A 15,511-nucleotide genomic window follows, 5' to 3' on the forward strand; every position below is an offset into this window, starting at 1 on the left:
ACAACCCGCTACGGGGGAGACTTACCCGAAATCTGATTTATTCAACAAAGCCGAGCGGAAGCAGAAGTGGTCCTGACCGGATGCCGGTAGAGGGCGCTATCACGCCGCTGCATCAGTCGAAGAGCAACGGCGTCCAAAAGGGATTAGTTATCCGGGTTGTTGGAGATGCCTTTCCATACCATCCCCAGACCGATCAACATCGACGCGAAGAGGGCGAACAGGGTGGTAGAGATAAAAATGCCGGTCATAGTGATGCCTCAGAAAGTGCGTATGCAGGTTATTAGGCACGGAGGGAGGTGAAAGGTTCCTTCCCTGACGGCGTAAATTTTCGCCAGGGTCTTCCGGCTGGCGCCAGCGAGGCCAAAGTGATGTCGAGGCCGCCGCTGTTGGCGAAACGATCGTCAGGGGAACCGCATTTCTCGTGGCGCTATTGCAGGGCGACGGGTGAGGGGGCGCGATTCGGGCGTTGACATCCCCTTGAACAAGTAATATATACATGACGCTTCTGTTTATTGAATGTTAAACAGCATCAGTTATGGGACTCAGAAGCACCCCAGCCCCCGCCGTCTGGCGGGGGTCACTTTGCCACCTGACCTGGTTATTTCTTTCTGTGACTGACGAAGAAATTTTTTTATTTCAGGTCTTGAAAAACGCGCTTTAGCTATTATTTTATAAAGCGGACAAGCAATGCTTGCCTTTATGTTGAGCTTTTGAATGGATATTCAGGAGGTTAATTATGGCACTCAAAACCTTGTCAGCACTCCCGGTATTTGCTGATTCCCTTTTTGCCGATCGCTTTAACCGTATCGACCGTCTTTTCAGCCAGTTAACGGGCGATACGCCGGTGGGGACCTTACCAGCCTACGATTTACAGAAAGTGGATGACAGTAATTTCCTGCTCAGCGTCAGCGTGCCTGGCTGGAAAGATGATGAACTGGAAATAGAGACCGTAGGCGGTAATCTGCATATTACCGGTAAACGCGCGCAAACCGAAAATCATTCCGGAAACAGCCAGGGCTGGATTTATAAAGGCATTCGCCGGGCTGATTTCCAGCTTAGTTTTTCGCTTCCCGAACACGCCCAGATTAATCAGGCGCAGCTGGAGAGCGGGATCTTAAAAATCGCTATCCATCAGGAGATCCCCGAGAGCGAAAAACCGCGCAAAATTGCCATTGAGAACCAGGGGCGGGTGATCGAACACAAAGTGTGATTCCGCTTCTGTGCCAAGGTAGTTCCTTTCAAGGCCCGCGCTGCGGGCCTTTATTTTATCCACTCAGGGTGGCGTAAACGGCCTCCAGGCGACGAGAGAAATCACTATGCTATCCTGTTAACAGGGCAGTGAGGCGGTGATACTTTTCAAATTCGGCGAGGAGTCAGAATGGCTGACGAGATCGATAAAGACGCACAACATACTCATCAACTGACCGCCGAGGTGGCCCGGGCGCTTATCGCGCGCGGCTGGCGGCTCACCACTGCGGAATCCTGCACCGGCGGCAATCTGGCGGCAGCGCTCTGTGCTCAGGCTGATACTGCGGCCTTTTATGATACCGGCGTGGTCACCTTCACCGATGAAGCCAAGCGCAATGTGCTGCAGGTGCGCGCGGAAACCCTGGCGGAACACAGCGCTGTCAGCGAAGCGTGCGTGAAGGAGATGTCCAGCGGTATGCTGGCGATAGCCGGGGCCGACATCGCCATCGCCATCAGCGGCTATGCGGGACCGGAGGGGGGAGAGGATGGTACCCCCGCCGGCACGGTATGGTTTGCCTGGAACTTTCGCGGCCAGATCGAAACCCAACGGCTGCGCTTTACCGGTGACTGCGAGACAGTGGTGGCGAAAGCGGTGCGCTTCGCCCTGGCGGCGCTGGGCGAAAAGCTCCCCCACTGGCAGTGACGCTGCCGCCTACCGCGGCCTTACAGATCCGTGGCCTGACGCGCTATCGGCCAGCAAATTTCCCCGATGCCGTTCAGGCACGGTCGGGAGAAAAGGAACCCCTGAAACAGGCGAATGCCCACCGACTGCAGCCAGCACCACTCTTCCAGGGTTTCGACGCCTTCCGCCACCACCGTGATGCCCAAATCCTCGCAGCAGCGCACGACCGAGGCGACAATCGCCTGCTTGGCGCCGCTGATATGAATATTGCGCACCAGCTCTGCATCCACTTTGATTTTATCGGGCTGAAAGCGGGTCAGTAACGACAGGCCGGAGTAACCCGCGCCAAAGTCGTCGATGGCCAGCTTCATGCCCGCGACGCGCAGCGCTTTGAGCACCTTGCGGAACTGGTCAAAGCAGGTGATCACCTCCGTTTCGGTAACCTCTATCAGCACCTGGTCCGGTCTGAGGCCGGCCGCCAGCAGGCTGTTCATCAGCCAGCCTACGGCGTCAGGGTGGTTATACAGCGAACCGGGCAGCAGGTTAATGGCCAGCTGGTTTTTACCAAGCGGTAACTGACCGGCGAGAGAGAAGGCATACGCTTTGCTCTCAAGGTCGAAACGGTAGCGATCCTCCGCCGGGATGGCGGCAAACATCTCTACAGGAGATCCGCCGGTGGGGCTGCGGATCAGCGCTTCAAAGGAAGAGACCCGCTTTTTGGCCGGCTCGACGATGGCCTGCAGGGCAAACTGGCAAGGTTGATCGGGCAGGTGGCGCGCCGTAGCAGTGGCCGGGGCAGGCATCATCGTCCAGCGAGAAGGCTGCAGCGGCTCGGGTAGACAATAGCGCCCACCGTCGGCGATAAAGGCGCTAATCAGGCGGAACATCCGGTCGTTGACCGGCTCGGTGACCCCAAACGAGCTAAAGCGCAGGAGCTCCTCCAGCGCGCTGTCGGCTTCGAAAAGACGAAGATCCAGCAGGCGCATCCCGGTGTCGTGAAAACGACGGTAGGCCGAATAGTCGCGCATCAGTTCCACCACGTCGCGATGGCGCGGATCGCTCTGTATCTCGTGGAATAACGACTCAAGATCTTCCTCGCTTCCCTCCAGCACCTGGAAGAATTGCAGGCCGTTAAACAGCAGAATACCGGTGATGCCAAGAGGCATGTTTTTCCCGCTGGCGCGATGAATTAAAGCGTCGAGATCGGTGGGCGGGCGGGCAGGATTAACCTGGCTGCGGTATATCAGGGTGGTTAGCATAATCATTCCGGTCGCTGCGGCAGCGCGTAATGGTCCGCACAGCGCGTATTTAGGGAGGTATGGCCAGACCCTCGGAGAAGGGAGGCTGTTTTTTATGACATTTAACCAACCGTGATGTCCGCTACGCGGAACGGGAGCTTCACTTTGTGATTACCTTCACTCTACAGGGAATCTGAGGTTTAGCTATCTTTTTCTCATTTACGATGCAAAAGGGGGAAACAGGCCGCTCATTCCTCCTGCGGTATTGGTCCACCACCTTAAATTATCGGTTAACATTCGCCACCAGGAATTATCCTGCCATTATATTGCCCGCTCTTAAAAAGAGATACTGGTCTTGCCTGATTAAAAGCAAATCCATATTATCAACGTAAGTTTAATTCCTTTTTTCAGGTCTGATATGAGCGACTTATTTATTATTTTGTGTCTGATTTTTTGTCCCGTCATTTCTTTGTGGAGTGGTCTTTCTTATATTCAGGAAAGACGCAAAAGACGCTACGTCTTCCGTTCCAGAAGATAATCTGCAGAGGTAATATAATGACGATTGTATTAACGTCTGGCGAGTAGTTTTACGAGGTTGTTAAATTGCTGGCGGCTGTGCAAATTGAACTTGTTCATAATATTCTTTTTATGCGAGTGAATGGTTTTGTGGCTAATTTTTAGCGCCGCCGCGACTTCATGCGGACTTAGACCAATACTGAACGCGTAAATGACTTTGGTTTGCGCATCGCTGACCGACTTGCAGGCGCAATTGATGCAACGCCGCAGCCGATTGAAGGACGGGTCATGCTGAGGAGGCAAGGGGCGCTGAATCGCGCTGGCTATCTCATCTTTAAGACGCTGAACGGGAGCATGGGGTGGTATAAACACCGCCTGCCGCAGACAGTTGGGTAAGCCCTCTTCGACGGTAGCTTGTTCATTGTCCTGGAAAATAAAAAGCGAGTATTGCTCTGGGGCATGCTGAAACAGGTCATGACACAGGTACCATTCTCCCGCCACCATTTCCGTGAAGAACACCTGAGATTGCGCTATCGACTCCAGGTCCCATTGTTCAGAAAACTGATAGGCTGATCCCCCGTAGGTCTTCATCGCTTCATCCACCAGCTCCGCAATAGCGACTCGCAAATAGTGATTTTTTATATTGATCAAAAAATTCGTCATATAACTTCCCTGTGGGGTATGAAAAAGGTGTCAGAATAAATTAAAGAATATAATGGTGATGCGCAGGTCTTTTTTAGTTGGGGTAATCTAAGGGATGTTTTTCATTAATGCAATATCTACCAGGAAAAGTGAGATAACGGTGTGTTGGTATGCGAAAGTTCCTAATAAACAAAATGATAAGCCTATATTAGATGCCGTTTTAAGCACTTTAATAATTTTTTATTTTTGCGATGCATAAAAAGCTTAGTGGTAGCCAGTGTCTGTTGCTAAAATTAGCGGAGGACAAGATTACAGGAAGTATGCGGTGCTTATGAAGCAAATGCTCTATTTAAAAATGCTGGCGTGGCTGGAGGATAATATCTACTGTAACCCGGCGATCGATGACCTGGCGCAGTATATGGGCTATTCGCGTCGGTTTGTGTACGAGGTGTTTTATCAATATGGCCGGATACCCATCGGGCAGTATATTCGCCTGCGGCGGCTGACCATCGCAGCGGTCAGTCTGCGTTTAACGCGGCAACCGATCGCCGCCATAGCCTGGCAGTTAAGTTACGATTCGCCGCAGACCTTCTCCCGGGAGTTTAAGAAACGTTTCTCGCTTTCGCCACGGGAGTACCGCTGCGCGGCGCACTGGGACACGGCAAAACTGTTAAAAAAATTCCCCACGGATGATGAGAGCCTGCCTTTGGCTCGGATCTGTTCCCTGCCGGAGCGGGTCTATTATGGCTACCCGATGAAGTATGAACTGCGCCTGTCGGATATGGTGTTGCAAAGTACCGGCAAGACGGCTATCAGACAAAAGGTTGACCGCTTTTTCGCCGCTGGAGGCGGTTCGCTTTCCATACTTTCCGATTACGCCGCAGCGAGTCAAAATGAGCTTAACGTCGAGGTTAACGCCTTTGTCGGTTGTCACGAGGCGCGAAAGCCGTCGTCCGCGTTGACCACCCGGTCGGGGCTGTATGTGGGGGTTGAATTCTACGGCAGCTGGTCACGCTATGCCCGTTTGTCCAGCGATCTCTATCTGGAACAGTTGCCAACGCTGGGGGTAAGCCGTCGGGATGGGCATGACATTGAATGCTTTATGACCCGTCATGCGGAAGGAGGAGAGGCAGAGGAGAAGCGCTATCACGTACGCTATTTTATACCGGTGACGCTGTCAGCGGGAGGCCAGCTGCCGGGCAGCGATAATGAGTTAGTCCCCGCGAAGGGGACACGATAAGGTGGCCGGAGCCACCCGGGTGAATATTACAGTACAAACCACAGCAGCCAGGTGATCAGGAAGCCCGTCACCCCCATGATGGTGGTCAGTACGGTCCAGGTTTTGAGTCCGTCCGGCACCGAGAGCCCGAGATAGCGCGTGACCACCCAGAACCCGGCGTCGTTAACGTGCGATAACCCGAGCGAGCCGAAACAGGTCGCCAGCGTCACCAGCACCAGCTGCAGCGGCTCCAACCCGACGACCGCCTGTGACAACAGGCCGGAGGTGGTAAGGATCGCCACGGTGGCCGAGCCCTGCGAGGCCCGAAGCACCAGCGACAGCAGGAAAGCGGCGGGCATCAGCGGCAGATGAATCGTCTCCAGCGCCTCGGCTAAGGCATTGCCGATGCCGGAGGCGACCAGCACCCCGCCAAAGGCGCCGCCGGCGCCGGCGACGAGGATCACGTCCGCCGAGGAGGGGATCGCGCTGCCGGTGACTTCTCCCAACTTTTTCAGGTTCATCCCCCGCCGGATGCCCAGCGTCCAGCTGGCCAGCCCCAGGGAGATCAGCAGGGCGACGGGCGGGGTGCCAATGACGGTCATCAGCTGGCGAATCGCGTTATCCGGCAGCAGCAGGGCCTGACAAAGCGTTCCGGAAACAATCAGCACGATGGGCACCACGATCAGCCCGCCGATAACCAGCGCATTCGGCGGCGCCAGTCGGGTCTGCTGGGCGTTGACGGAGAGGTCGGGCACCTCGGCCGTTTGCTGCTGTTCCAGCACGTTAATCGACAGATGATAATGGCGCTGATTGATAGACCGGGCGACAAAATAGCCCACGATACCCACGACGATCGACACTCCAATTCCCGCCAGCATCAACCAGCCGACATCGCTATGCAGAATACCTGCCGCCGCCGCCGCGCCAGGGTGGGTTGGCAATGCCACATGGACGGTTAACATCACTCCGGCCATCGGTAGGCCAAATTTCAGCGGCGACAGATGGGCGACTTTACTGAAGCCGTAAATTAACGGAATGATAATAATAAAGCCGACTTCAAAGAAGACTGGCGTGCCGAGAATAAAAGCCACGATGGTTAAGGCGGCAATAGTCCGTTTAGAACCCAGCACGCCGGTCAGCGTTTTCGCCAGCGATTCGGCGCCGCCGGATATTTCAATAAGCACCCCCAGCATTGATCCCAAAATAATTATGCTGGCGATGTGGCCGAGCAGGCCGCCCATGCCTTTTTCAAGGGTGGTAATGATTTTATCCGCCGGAATGCCGGTGGCGAACGCCACCAGCAGGCTGACGATCAGGAGCGCCACAAAAGGATGCGCTTTCGCTTTGATCACCAGCAGGAGCAACAGCACTACGCTGGCTAACGCAATAAGTAACAGCGCCGATGTCGACATAGTTTTGCCTCGGGTATTAACAGGTGTACAGAGAGTTATATTTTTAGAACCGCGCTTTATTTTTTCCGGTAGGGCGAGAACCATTCCAGTCCGGAAAGGGTATCCGCCCTGGGGATATATTCGCAGCCGATCCAACCGTCATAGCCGACGTTATCCAGCAACGCATAGATCCATGAATAATTAATCTCGCCCTCGTCCGGTTCATGGCGGTCGGGCAGGGAGGCTATCTGAATATGGCGGTACTGACCGGCATACTCGGTAATAAGATGGCTTAAATTGCCGTCCACTTTCTGCGCATGAAACAGATCTAATTGCACGGCGATGTTTGGCCGGTCGACCCGCTGCGCAATCTCCAGCGTCTGATATTGACTGTGGTAGAAATAGCCCGGTTTGGTCTGCGGATTCAGGGCTTCAATAAGCGCCCGCTTGCCTTGGCGGGCAAAGCGCTCGGCGGCGTAGCGCAGGTTATCGAAAAGCTCCGCCTCGCAGGCCGCGCGATCCATTTCCGGCTGCACCACGCCGGCCATAATATGCACCTGCGGACAATCCAGCTGGCAGGCATACTCCAGCGCCAGCTCGATATCACGCCGGGCCTCAGCGCTCCTGCCCGGTAGGGCGGCGAGTCCCCATTCCCCGGCGTTAACGTCGCCGGGCGGGGTATTGAACAGCACCAGCTGCAGCTGGTTTTCCTGCAGGCGCTGTTTAATATCCCCGGCGGCATACTCATAGGGGAACAGAAACTCCACGGCTTCGAAACCGGCGCGGGCGGCGGCGGCAAAGCGGTCCAGGAACGGCAGTTCGGTAAACAGCATGGATAAATTTGCAGCAAATTTTGGCATGGTTTTATCTCAGTTCATCCACTTCGTCAGCGGTCAGGTAACGGATCTCGCGATTGCCGAGGGTAAACATCAGCCGCGCGGTCTCTTCCAGCTCTTCGGTATTATTGGTGGCTTCGCGCAGCGATGAGCCAGTGACCACCGGACCATGGTTGGCCAGTAAAAAGGCGTTATAGCGCGGCGCCAGGCCGGCCAGCGCCTCGGCAATGCGGTCGTCGCCCGGTCGGTAGTAGGGAACCACCGGGACGTCGCCGACCCGCATCACTACGTAGGGAGTAAAGGGGCGAATGCAATTCTGCGGATCGAGCCCCTGCAGGCAGGAGAGCGCGGTCAGATAGTGGCTATGCAAGTGGACGATCGCCTTGCAGGCCGGGTTATGCAAATAGACCGCCCGGTGAAAAGCGATCTCTTTCGACGGTTTATCGCCGGCGATCCATTCGCCTTGCAGGGTGACCACCGACAACCGCTGGGCCTGCAGCTCGCCCAGGCAGGAGCCGGTCGGCGTCGCCAGCAGGTTGCCGTCCGGCAGCAGGAGCGACAGATTGCCGGCGGAGCCGGTGGCATAACCGCGGTTAAACAACGAGGCGCCAATCTGCACCATCTCATCTCGCAGCTGTTGCTCAGTCATGACAAAACTCCTGCTGGGCACGGGCAAAGAACTGGATATCGCCGAAATTACCTGACTTCAGCGCCAGGGAGAGCGGCTGGCGGGTGTCACGCACCCAGGGAACCCCAGGGGAGATCGTCGGCCCGATATGGAACGCCTCGACCCCCAGCGTCTGCGCCACGATGCTCGACGTTTCCCCTCCGGCCACAATAAACCGGGTGAATCCTTTCTCCTTCAGCGCGGCGGCGAGGGCGGCGAACAGCTGTTCGATCCGTTCGCTGCTGGCCTTGTCGCCATACTGCGCCTGGATCCGCTGCAGCGTTTGCGGCTCAGTCGTGGCATAGACCATCGGCGCCAGCGGCGAATCGCGGTTTGCGTCCACCCAGGCCGCCAGCGTCCCGGCATAGCCCTCCAGATCGGTAAAGCAGGCGCTTAAGTCGACGGCGCGGGCGGGAGCCTGTTCACGATAGGCCGCCACCTGGCTGTTGGTCATCAGCGAACAGGAGCCCGAGAGCACTACCGCCGGGCCGGGCAGCGGCATGCCCGCCTGGGATCCTTCACCCTGGGTTCCGTGGCGCTGCGCCCAGTCGCGGGCGAGGCCGATGGCGAGACCAGAGCCGCCGGAGACCAGCTTCATCTCCCGCAGCGCCGCCCCCTGGGTCAGCAAGTGCTGTTCACTGAGGGCGTCGAGCACCACATAGCGCACCGCCGCGTCGCTGATTGCCGCCAGCGCTGCAGCGACCGCCTCCGGCCCCTGATCGATAATCGGCCAGGCGATCAGCGCCGCTTTTCCGCCGCCCTGGCGCTCGATTAAGCGGCCCAGGTGGGCATCCTCCATCGGCGTCACCGGATGGTGGCGCATCCCTGACTCATTGAGTAACTGCTGGCCGACAAACAGATACCCCTGATAGACCGTGCGGCCGTTTACCGGCAGCGCCGGGGAAATCACCGTCCGGGTCTCGCCCAGCTCTGCCAGTAGTGCATCCAGTACCGGGCCAATGTTGCCCTGCGCGGTGCTGTCGAAAGTGGAACAATACTTAAAATAAAATTGCTGACAGCCCCGGGCCTGCAGCCAGCGCAGGGCCGCCAGCGACTGGCTGACGGCGGTTTCCACCGGGCAGGAGCGCGTTTTGAGGCTGATCACCACCGCTTCGCTGGTCAGCGGCAGTTCGTGGGGCGGTACGCCGTTTAGCTGCACCGTCGGCATGCCATTGCGTACGAGGAAGCTGGCAATATCCGTGGCGCCGGTAAAGTCATCGGCAATGACACCAAGCTGCATCTTGTCTCTCCTCACTGTTTATGGCCCGGCAGCGTAATGCCGTTGAAGATCTTGATCACCGCGCTGTCATCTTCCCGGCCGAATCCGGCGTTGCTGGCGGAGGTGAACATATTCAGCGCGGTGGTGGCGAGCGGCAGCGGGAAGGTCAGCGCCCGGGCGGTGTCATTCACCAGGCCGAGATCTTTGACAAAAATATCGACGGCGGATTTTGGCGAGTAATCGCCATCCAGAACGTGCTGCATACGATTCTCAAACATCCACGAATTACCCGCCGCGTGGGTCACCACGTCGTACATCGTCTCCAGCGGGATGCCGGCGCGGGCGGCGAGGGCCATCGCTTCGGCGGCGACGGCGATATGCACCCCGGCCAGCAGCTGATGGATGATTTTTACCGTCGAACCGAGGCCAATGTCGCTCCCGATGCGATAGACTTTGCCGGCCACCGCGTCCAGCACTGGCGCGAGGCGGGCGAAGACGGCATCGCTCCCGGAGGCCATCACCGTCATGTCGCCGGCGGCCGCTTTCACCGCGCCGCCCGATACCGGCGCGTCGAGCATCAATAGCTGGTATTCCGCCAGCGCCGCGGCAATCGCCTGGGCATCGGCGGAGGCGATGGTTGACGACACCATCACCGCGGTACCCGGCTTCAGATGGCCGGCGAGGCCGCTCTCGCCGAACAGGATCCCCCGAACCTGGGCGGCATTGACCACCAGCAGCACGACCGCATCCAGCTCAGCGGCGAAAGGCACCGCGCTGGGGCCTGCGCCTTTGGCGCCCGCCTCCAGCAGCGCGCGGCAGTTGTCGGGGTTGATGTCCACCCCCCAGGTGTTCAGGCCCGCCTGCAGGCAGGCGCGGGCGGCGCCCATGCCCATCGAACCCAGTCCAATCACGCAGACGTTAGTGTGTGCAGTCATGCCGGTCTCCTTGTGAATATTCGTTAATTAATGTGATTTAATGATAGAATAAAGCGTTGTAATGTGAAATTATGTGAGAGTTATCACGAATAACCCACATGAATATAAAAAATTCACAGACGGAAAGTGGCTGCGCGACTGCGATTCATGCCCTAAAATAGCGTAAAAACAGCGGTCAAGCAGCGATAACAGCACAGGGGATCTTCAGGTTCCCGGCGTGAGTGGTAAGCTCTGGTGTGAAAAAATGGTAAGGGGAGAGCGGTGATTCCAATAGAACGTCATCAGCGTATTTTAGCCCTGGTGGAGCAGCGTGGGGCGGTGAGCATTAATGAGCTGACGGAGATCCTCGGCGTGTCCCATATGACTATCCGTCGCGACGTCAGTAAGCTGGAAGAACAGGGGCTGCTGGTCAGCGTCTCGGGCGGCGTGCGCGCCGTCAGCCGCCTGGCCGCAGAGCCCAGTCATCTGGTGAAAAGCACTCTACAGAGTGAAGAGAAACAGGCCATCGGCGCGCTGGCGGCCAGTCACATCGCCAAAAACAGCTGCATCTATCTCGATGCCGGCACCACCACCCTGGCGCTGGCGCGGGCGATCCTCGACCGGGACGACCTGCAGGTGGTCACCAACGATTTTGAGATAACCCAACTGCTGATCGATGCCAGCCAGTGCGGCGTGATCCACACCGGCGGCACCCTGTGCCGGGAGAACCGCTCCTGCGTCGGCGAGTCGGCGGCGCGGACCTTGCGCCACCTGGCTATCGATACGGCCTTTATCTCCGCCAGCGGCTGGGACAGCCGCGGGATTTTCACCCCTGATGAGAACAAGGTCACCGTCAAGGAGACCGTCAGCCAGGTCAGCGCCAGAAGCATCCTGCTGTGCGACAGTTCGAAATATAATCAGGTGGCCACGTTTATGGCGTTACCCTTGACCCGCTTTACCACCATCATTACCGACCGGCATCTCTCCGATGCTGCCGCCACACATATCGCCCGGCACGCTTGCGAGGTGCTGCGCGCCGGGTAAGGCGCGCGGCCTTCGCCGGGCTAGCGCTGCCAGTGCTCGATCAGCGCCGCGCCTATTCTGGCGATCTGCTGGTTACGCTCGGCCATGGTCGCCGGCGTATCCCGCAGATAGATCACCACGATGCGCTCCGCTTTGCCGTTCGGGCCGAGCAGGGCGACAATGCCGCGTGAGCCCCGCTCGCCGGCCCCGGTTTTATCGGCGATAAACCAGCCCGCCGGCAGCACGGCGCGGATCAGCGGACCGGCTACCTGGTCGTCCACCATCCACTGCAGCAGCTGCTGCTGCGAACGGGCGCTCAGCGCGTGGCTGGTTAGCAGCTTGCGCAGGGTGGCGGCCATGCTGGCTGGGGTGGTGGTGTCGCGCACGTCGCCGGGAAGCGCTTCATTGAGCTCCGTTTCCCAGCGGTCAAGGCGGGTGACGTTGTCACCGATCTGGCGCAGAAAAGCGGTCAATCCCGCGGGGCCGCCAACGCTCTTCAACAGCAGATTGCCGGCGCTGTTGTCGCTCATGGTGATGGCGGCGGCGCAGAGTTCGCCAACGGTCATCCCGTCGGCAAGGTGTTTTTCGCTGACCGGGGAGTAGTCCACCAGATCCTGCTGGCGGTAGCGGATCCGCCGATCCAGCCGTTCGTCTCCGGCATCCACCCGGGCCAGCACCGCGCCGCAGAGCAGCACTTTAAAGGTGCTCATCAGCGGAAAGCGCTCACTGGCGCGCCAGGCGGCCAGCGTGCGGCCGCTGGCCAGATCCATTTCAACATAGCCCACGCGGCCCGCCAGCTGACTTTCGCTGCGTGTAATTTGTTCGAGCGGCTGAGGGCTGGCGAATACCGGCAGTGGCAGGGCGGCAATCAGGGAGATAAGGCACAGGCGAACACAACGCATAACCGCAATACTTCCTTGAATCAGGGCCATTAAAGGCGAGGAGAGGAGTGATAAAATAGAATAACCTGGCGTTTTGCTGATTCACAATTCCTCTTTTTTCCTTCATCATTTGTCATCTTTTATTTCGAATAATCAATATTTAGCTCAGCCCAGGCACGCTATTTTTTGACTCAAGGCCGCAATGAACTATAAGAAAGTACTTAAGACCGCACTCTGGCTGGCGCCGCTGTTTGCTGATGATACGCCCGCCGCGCTGCGCGGTTTGCCAATGATCTATGCCATCCCGGGAGGAACTGGTGCACCCGATAATTAAGGTCATGCTGGTGGGCGGTAAGGCGGATGGACTGCTGGTCAGCGTCGCCGACGATGCGACCGAGGTCTCAGTGACCCCTGCGCAATACGGTGCGCCGTCCGGCCAGCCGCTCAGCTATCGTATCGTGAGTCAAACCATTGACGATGAACGCTATTTCTTTGGCGTTTTCAGTGACGCCCATCAGGATAGCGACAAGCTGACGCGGGTGGCGCTGACCCGCGGAATGAAAAAAATGTTCTGTTAAACCCGGTCGGAGAGAGGGGGCGATAGTATCCTTGCCGCGGCTTTGCTACTGTGGCAGCCTTCTCTCTCCGGGCCAGGACGCATCATGATTCAGTACATCCGTATTCAAAACTTTCGCTCAGTCAGGGATATCGCGCTGGAGCTGGGGCCGCTGAACATTGTCTTCGGCCCTAACGGCTGCGGCAAATCCAATATTTACAACGCTATCCATCTGTTGACCGCGGCTGCCGACGGCAGGCTGTCGGGATTTATCAGCGAAGAGGGGGGCCTTGAAAATATGATGTGGTCCGGAGATCGTTCTCCCCTCGATCGCCATCCCCGCCGGCTGCAAATCGCCTGTCGGACGGAGAGCTTTGATTATGAACTGCAGGTTGGTTTCCCGGAAAAATTGCCCTATCCGACGCAGTTCATGCTCGATCCCATCGTCAAAGAAGAGAACATCTGGCTGGCGGGCTATTCCCGTCGGCCTTCCTCCCGCGTACTGCAGCGTAAGAATCAGGCGGCGTTCCTCGTCGATGTCGCCGGGGAGAAAAGCACCTTCACCGAGAGTATTTATGAAAACGAGTCGGTGTTCGGTCAGCTTGGCGAGCCGCACCGTTTTCCTGAGGTCTCGCGGGTGCGCGAGACCCTGCGCCGCTGGCGGTTTTACCATGAATTCGCTATCGGCCGCCACTCACCGCTGCGCCAGCCGGCCGTCGGCTACCGTTCGCCGGTGCTCGACAGCGACGGCCATAATCTGGCGGCCGCCTTTCAGACCATTGTCGAGATCGGCGCGGAGGAGATTTTGCACGAGATCCTCGCCGACGCCTTTCCCGGCTGCCAGTTTTACTGTGAAAACGAGCACTCGCGTTTCGCGCTGAAAATGCGCCGGGAGGGGATCCGCCGCCCGCTGCTGGCGGCGGAGATGTCCGACGGCACGCTGCGTTTTCTCTGCCTCGCCGTCGCGCTGCTCAGCCCGCGCCCGCCGGCCTTTCTGGCGATCAATGAACCGGAGAACAGCCTGCATCGCGACATGCTCCCGGCGCTGGCCAGGCTGATCGTCGAGGCCTCCCGCTACAGCCAGATCTGGCTGACCAGCCACTCGGCAGAGCTGGCGGATCTTATCGCCGCCGGGGCTGCCTGCCAGCGCTATGCGCTGGAGAATAGCGGCGGAGAGACGCGCATTGTGGAGTGAACCCCGTCATCCCTGACGGGCGCGCCCGGTCAGGCGGGGGTCTGCGTCTCCGCTGTCGGCAGCAGGCTTTTGCCGCCGCGCAAGGTGATGAACGAGAGCAGGGTAAAGCTCAGGGTGATGCAGCCGAGGATCAGATAGGCCTGATGGAAGCCGACGGTGTCGTACATCCGGCCCACCCAGGCGGAAAGTACCACCCCGGACAGCTGTTTCGACAGGTTAAAGCCGATCAGAAACAGGGTGGCCGAGAGCCGCGGGTTAAAGGCGGAGGAGATATATTTAAAGGTCCCGACCAGCAGGAAGGGGATCTCAAACATATGCAGCATCTTGAGGATCACCACCTCCACCGCCGATGAGGCAAAAGACGACCCGAGAATACGCACCGACATGATCATCCCCGCGGTCAGCAGGGCGTTTTTGGCCCCGATACGGTTAACGATGGCCGGGGCGCAGAACATGATCACGGCATTGAGCAGCTCGCCACCGGTGGTGACGAAGCCAAACACTTCGGTACCGCGCTGCGGACTGGCGAAGAAGCTTTTGAAAAAGTTAGCAAATTGCTGGTCAAACACGTCGTAGACGCTGGCGACCCCCACCACATAGACGATAAAGCCCCAGAAGCGCGGCATACGCAGCAGCTCTGCCGCCGTGCGCAGCGAAAAGGCCTGGCGATTGGCCCCGAGCGCCTCGATAACCTGGGCGCTGTTGCTGCTTTCCGGGCGCGACAGCCAGAGCAGAAGACCCAGCACCAGCGCAAAGCCGGAGGCGATCCAGAAGGTAATATTGGGGTCGATGCCGAACAGCACGCCGGTTATCGAGGCGCACAGCGCCCAGCCGACGCAGCCAGCGACCCGCACTTTGCCATATTCAAAGCGGTTTGCCCGGCTGACGCGCTCGATATAGGCTTCCACCGCCCCGGAGCCGCTGGAGAAAACAATCCCCAGGTAGATCCCGCCCACCAGCGAACCGGCGATAATATTCATCTGCAGCAGCGGGGAGAAAACGAAAATAAAGAACGGCGCGAACAGAATTAACAGCACCGTAATAGTCCACAGCAGATGTTTGCGCAGGCCGAGCTTATCCGACATTAAACCAAATACCGGCTGAAAAATAATCGCGAACAACGAGATGGAGGAGAAGACGATCCCGGTTTCCGTTTTGGTTAAATGGTTAACGTCCGCCAGCCACACCGGGAAAAACGGAAAATAGGCCGACATAATGAAATAGTAAAAGAAAAAGAACAGCAGGAAATAGACAAAATTATGCCGTTCTCGCGGCGCCAGTTCAGAGAATTTCATCACCATGATCCCTTGTTATTCTGTTTGTAGGGTGGGGGCTGCCGCCCCC

Annotated in this window: 19 protein-coding genes; 9 read left to right on the forward strand and 10 right to left on the reverse strand. The window is 57.9% G+C overall.

Annotated elements, in window-relative coordinates; translation table 11 throughout:
* Positions 1-143: 143 nt before the first annotated feature.
* Positions 144-248 (reverse strand): YnaM/YnfT family protein, encoded by a 105-nt coding sequence (locus tag ABLV54_RS18345; protein ID WP_022065603.1) that lies wholly within the window; start codon positions 246-248, stop codon positions 144-146.
* Here ABLV54_RS18345 and ABLV54_RS18350 point away from each other — a divergent pair.
* The 3 genes from ABLV54_RS18350 (at position 199) to ABLV54_RS18360 (ending at position 1,891) form a co-directional block, all read left to right on the forward strand.
* Positions 199-300: a hypothetical protein gene (locus ABLV54_RS18350; RefSeq protein WP_224222711.1), complete on the forward strand. Its 102-nt coding sequence runs from the start codon at positions 199-201 to the stop codon at positions 298-300. The genes ABLV54_RS18345 and ABLV54_RS18350 overlap by 50 nt on opposite strands.
* Positions 301-736: 436 nt before the next feature.
* The gene (locus ABLV54_RS18355) at positions 737-1,210 is read left to right on the forward strand and encodes an Hsp20 family protein (RefSeq protein WP_023289594.1); all 474 of its coding nucleotides are present in this window, start codon (positions 737-739) and stop codon (positions 1,208-1,210) included.
* 168 nt (positions 1,211-1,378) lie between these two features.
* The gene (locus ABLV54_RS18360; RefSeq protein WP_348814208.1) at positions 1,379-1,891 is read left to right on the forward strand and encodes a 2-oxo-tetronate isomerase; all 513 of its coding nucleotides are present in this window, start codon (positions 1,379-1,381) and stop codon (positions 1,889-1,891) included.
* Between the two features lie 20 nt (positions 1,892-1,911).
* Here ABLV54_RS18360 and ABLV54_RS18365 read toward each other — a convergent pair whose 3' ends face one another.
* Entirely contained in the window at positions 1,912-3,129 is a 1,218-nt protein-coding gene (locus ABLV54_RS18365; protein WP_050534376.1) for a diguanylate phosphodiesterase, read from the reverse strand.
* 397 nt (positions 3,130-3,526) lie between these two features.
* Between ABLV54_RS18365 and ABLV54_RS18370 the strand changes: the two genes are divergently transcribed.
* The gene (locus ABLV54_RS18370; protein ID WP_137910593.1) at positions 3,527-3,646 is read left to right on the forward strand and encodes a small membrane protein; all 120 of its coding nucleotides are present in this window, start codon (positions 3,527-3,529) and stop codon (positions 3,644-3,646) included.
* Positions 3,647-3,675: 29 nt separating this feature from the next.
* Here ABLV54_RS18370 and kbvR read toward each other — a convergent pair whose 3' ends face one another.
* Positions 3,676-4,287: a LuxR family transcriptional regulator KbvR gene (gene kbvR / locus ABLV54_RS18375; RefSeq protein ID WP_050534375.1), complete on the reverse strand. Its 612-nt coding sequence runs from the start codon at positions 4,285-4,287 to the stop codon at positions 3,676-3,678.
* A gap of 310 nt (positions 4,288-4,597) precedes the next feature.
* Between kbvR and ABLV54_RS18380 the strand changes: the two genes are divergently transcribed.
* Positions 4,598-5,506, forward strand: coding sequence for a helix-turn-helix domain-containing protein (locus tag ABLV54_RS18380; protein WP_050534374.1), 909 nt, complete (start codon positions 4,598-4,600; stop codon positions 5,504-5,506).
* A gap of 26 nt (positions 5,507-5,532) precedes the next feature.
* Here the strand turns inward: ABLV54_RS18380 and ABLV54_RS18385 are convergent, their stop codons facing one another.
* Genes ABLV54_RS18385 through ltnD form a run of 5 tightly spaced genes read right to left on the reverse strand, consistent with a single transcriptional unit; the run spans position 5,533 to position 10,533 of the window.
* A complete protein-coding gene (locus ABLV54_RS18385; RefSeq protein WP_050534373.1) occupies positions 5,533-6,897 on the reverse strand; it encodes a GntP family transporter in 1,365 nt (454 codons plus the stop codon).
* Positions 6,898-6,953: 56 nt separating this feature from the next.
* Entirely contained in the window at positions 6,954-7,736 is a 783-nt protein-coding gene (locus ABLV54_RS18390) for an HPr family phosphocarrier protein (RefSeq protein WP_050534372.1), read from the reverse strand.
* Positions 7,737-7,740: 4 nt separating this feature from the next.
* Entirely contained in the window at positions 7,741-8,361 is a 621-nt protein-coding gene (locus ABLV54_RS18395) for an aldolase (RefSeq protein ID WP_023289601.1), read from the reverse strand.
* Entirely contained in the window at positions 8,354-9,619 is a 1,266-nt protein-coding gene (otnK, locus tag ABLV54_RS18400) for a 3-oxo-tetronate kinase (protein WP_050534371.1), read from the reverse strand. The genes ABLV54_RS18395 and otnK overlap by 8 nt, the downstream gene beginning before the upstream one ends.
* Before the next feature lie 11 nt (positions 9,620-9,630).
* Complete coding sequence (gene ltnD, locus ABLV54_RS18405) at positions 9,631-10,533, reverse strand: L-threonate dehydrogenase (protein WP_032452756.1); 903 nt, start codon at positions 10,531-10,533, stop codon at positions 9,631-9,633.
* Positions 10,534-10,794: 261 nt separating this feature from the next.
* On the opposite strand from ltnD, the gene ABLV54_RS18410 reads away from it, so the two are divergent.
* Positions 10,795-11,556 carry a DeoR/GlpR family DNA-binding transcription regulator gene (locus ABLV54_RS18410; protein ID WP_023289604.1) on the forward strand — a complete coding sequence of 254 codons (762 nt, stop codon included), beginning with the start codon at positions 10,795-10,797 and terminating at the stop codon, positions 11,554-11,556.
* A gap of 20 nt (positions 11,557-11,576) precedes the next feature.
* On the opposite strand, the gene blaOKP is transcribed toward ABLV54_RS18410, so the two are convergent.
* Positions 11,577-12,437, reverse strand: coding sequence for an OKP family broad-spectrum class A beta-lactamase (gene blaOKP, locus ABLV54_RS18415; protein ID WP_050534370.1), 861 nt, complete (start codon positions 12,435-12,437; stop codon positions 11,577-11,579).
* A gap of 181 nt (positions 12,438-12,618) precedes the next feature.
* Here blaOKP and ABLV54_RS18420 point away from each other — a divergent pair, with 181 nt between their 5' ends.
* The 3 genes from ABLV54_RS18420 to ABLV54_RS18430 all read left to right on the forward strand — a co-directional run bounded on the left by ABLV54_RS18420 (position 12,619) and on the right by ABLV54_RS18430 (position 14,167).
* Complete coding sequence (locus ABLV54_RS18420) at positions 12,619-12,750, forward strand: hypothetical protein (protein WP_023289606.1); 132 nt, start codon at positions 12,619-12,621, stop codon at positions 12,748-12,750.
* On the forward strand, positions 12,734-12,994 hold the full coding sequence (locus ABLV54_RS18425; protein WP_004205993.1) for a hypothetical protein: 261 nt from the start codon (positions 12,734-12,736) through the stop codon (positions 12,992-12,994). The genes ABLV54_RS18420 and ABLV54_RS18425 overlap by 17 nt, the downstream gene beginning before the upstream one ends.
* Before the next feature lie 84 nt (positions 12,995-13,078).
* Entirely contained in the window at positions 13,079-14,167 is a 1,089-nt protein-coding gene (locus ABLV54_RS18430; RefSeq protein ID WP_023289607.1) for an AAA family ATPase, read from the forward strand.
* A gap of 29 nt (positions 14,168-14,196) precedes the next feature.
* On the opposite strand, the gene ABLV54_RS18435 is transcribed toward ABLV54_RS18430, so the two are convergent.
* Positions 14,197-15,462, reverse strand: coding sequence for an MFS transporter (locus tag ABLV54_RS18435; protein WP_048334863.1), 1,266 nt, complete (start codon positions 15,460-15,462; stop codon positions 14,197-14,199).
* Positions 15,463-15,511 lie beyond the last annotated feature (49 nt).

The organism is Klebsiella sp. JB_Kp042 (genome assembly GCF_040065275.1).
Taxonomy (GTDB): Bacteria; Pseudomonadota; Gammaproteobacteria; order Enterobacterales; family Enterobacteriaceae; genus Klebsiella; species Klebsiella quasipneumoniae.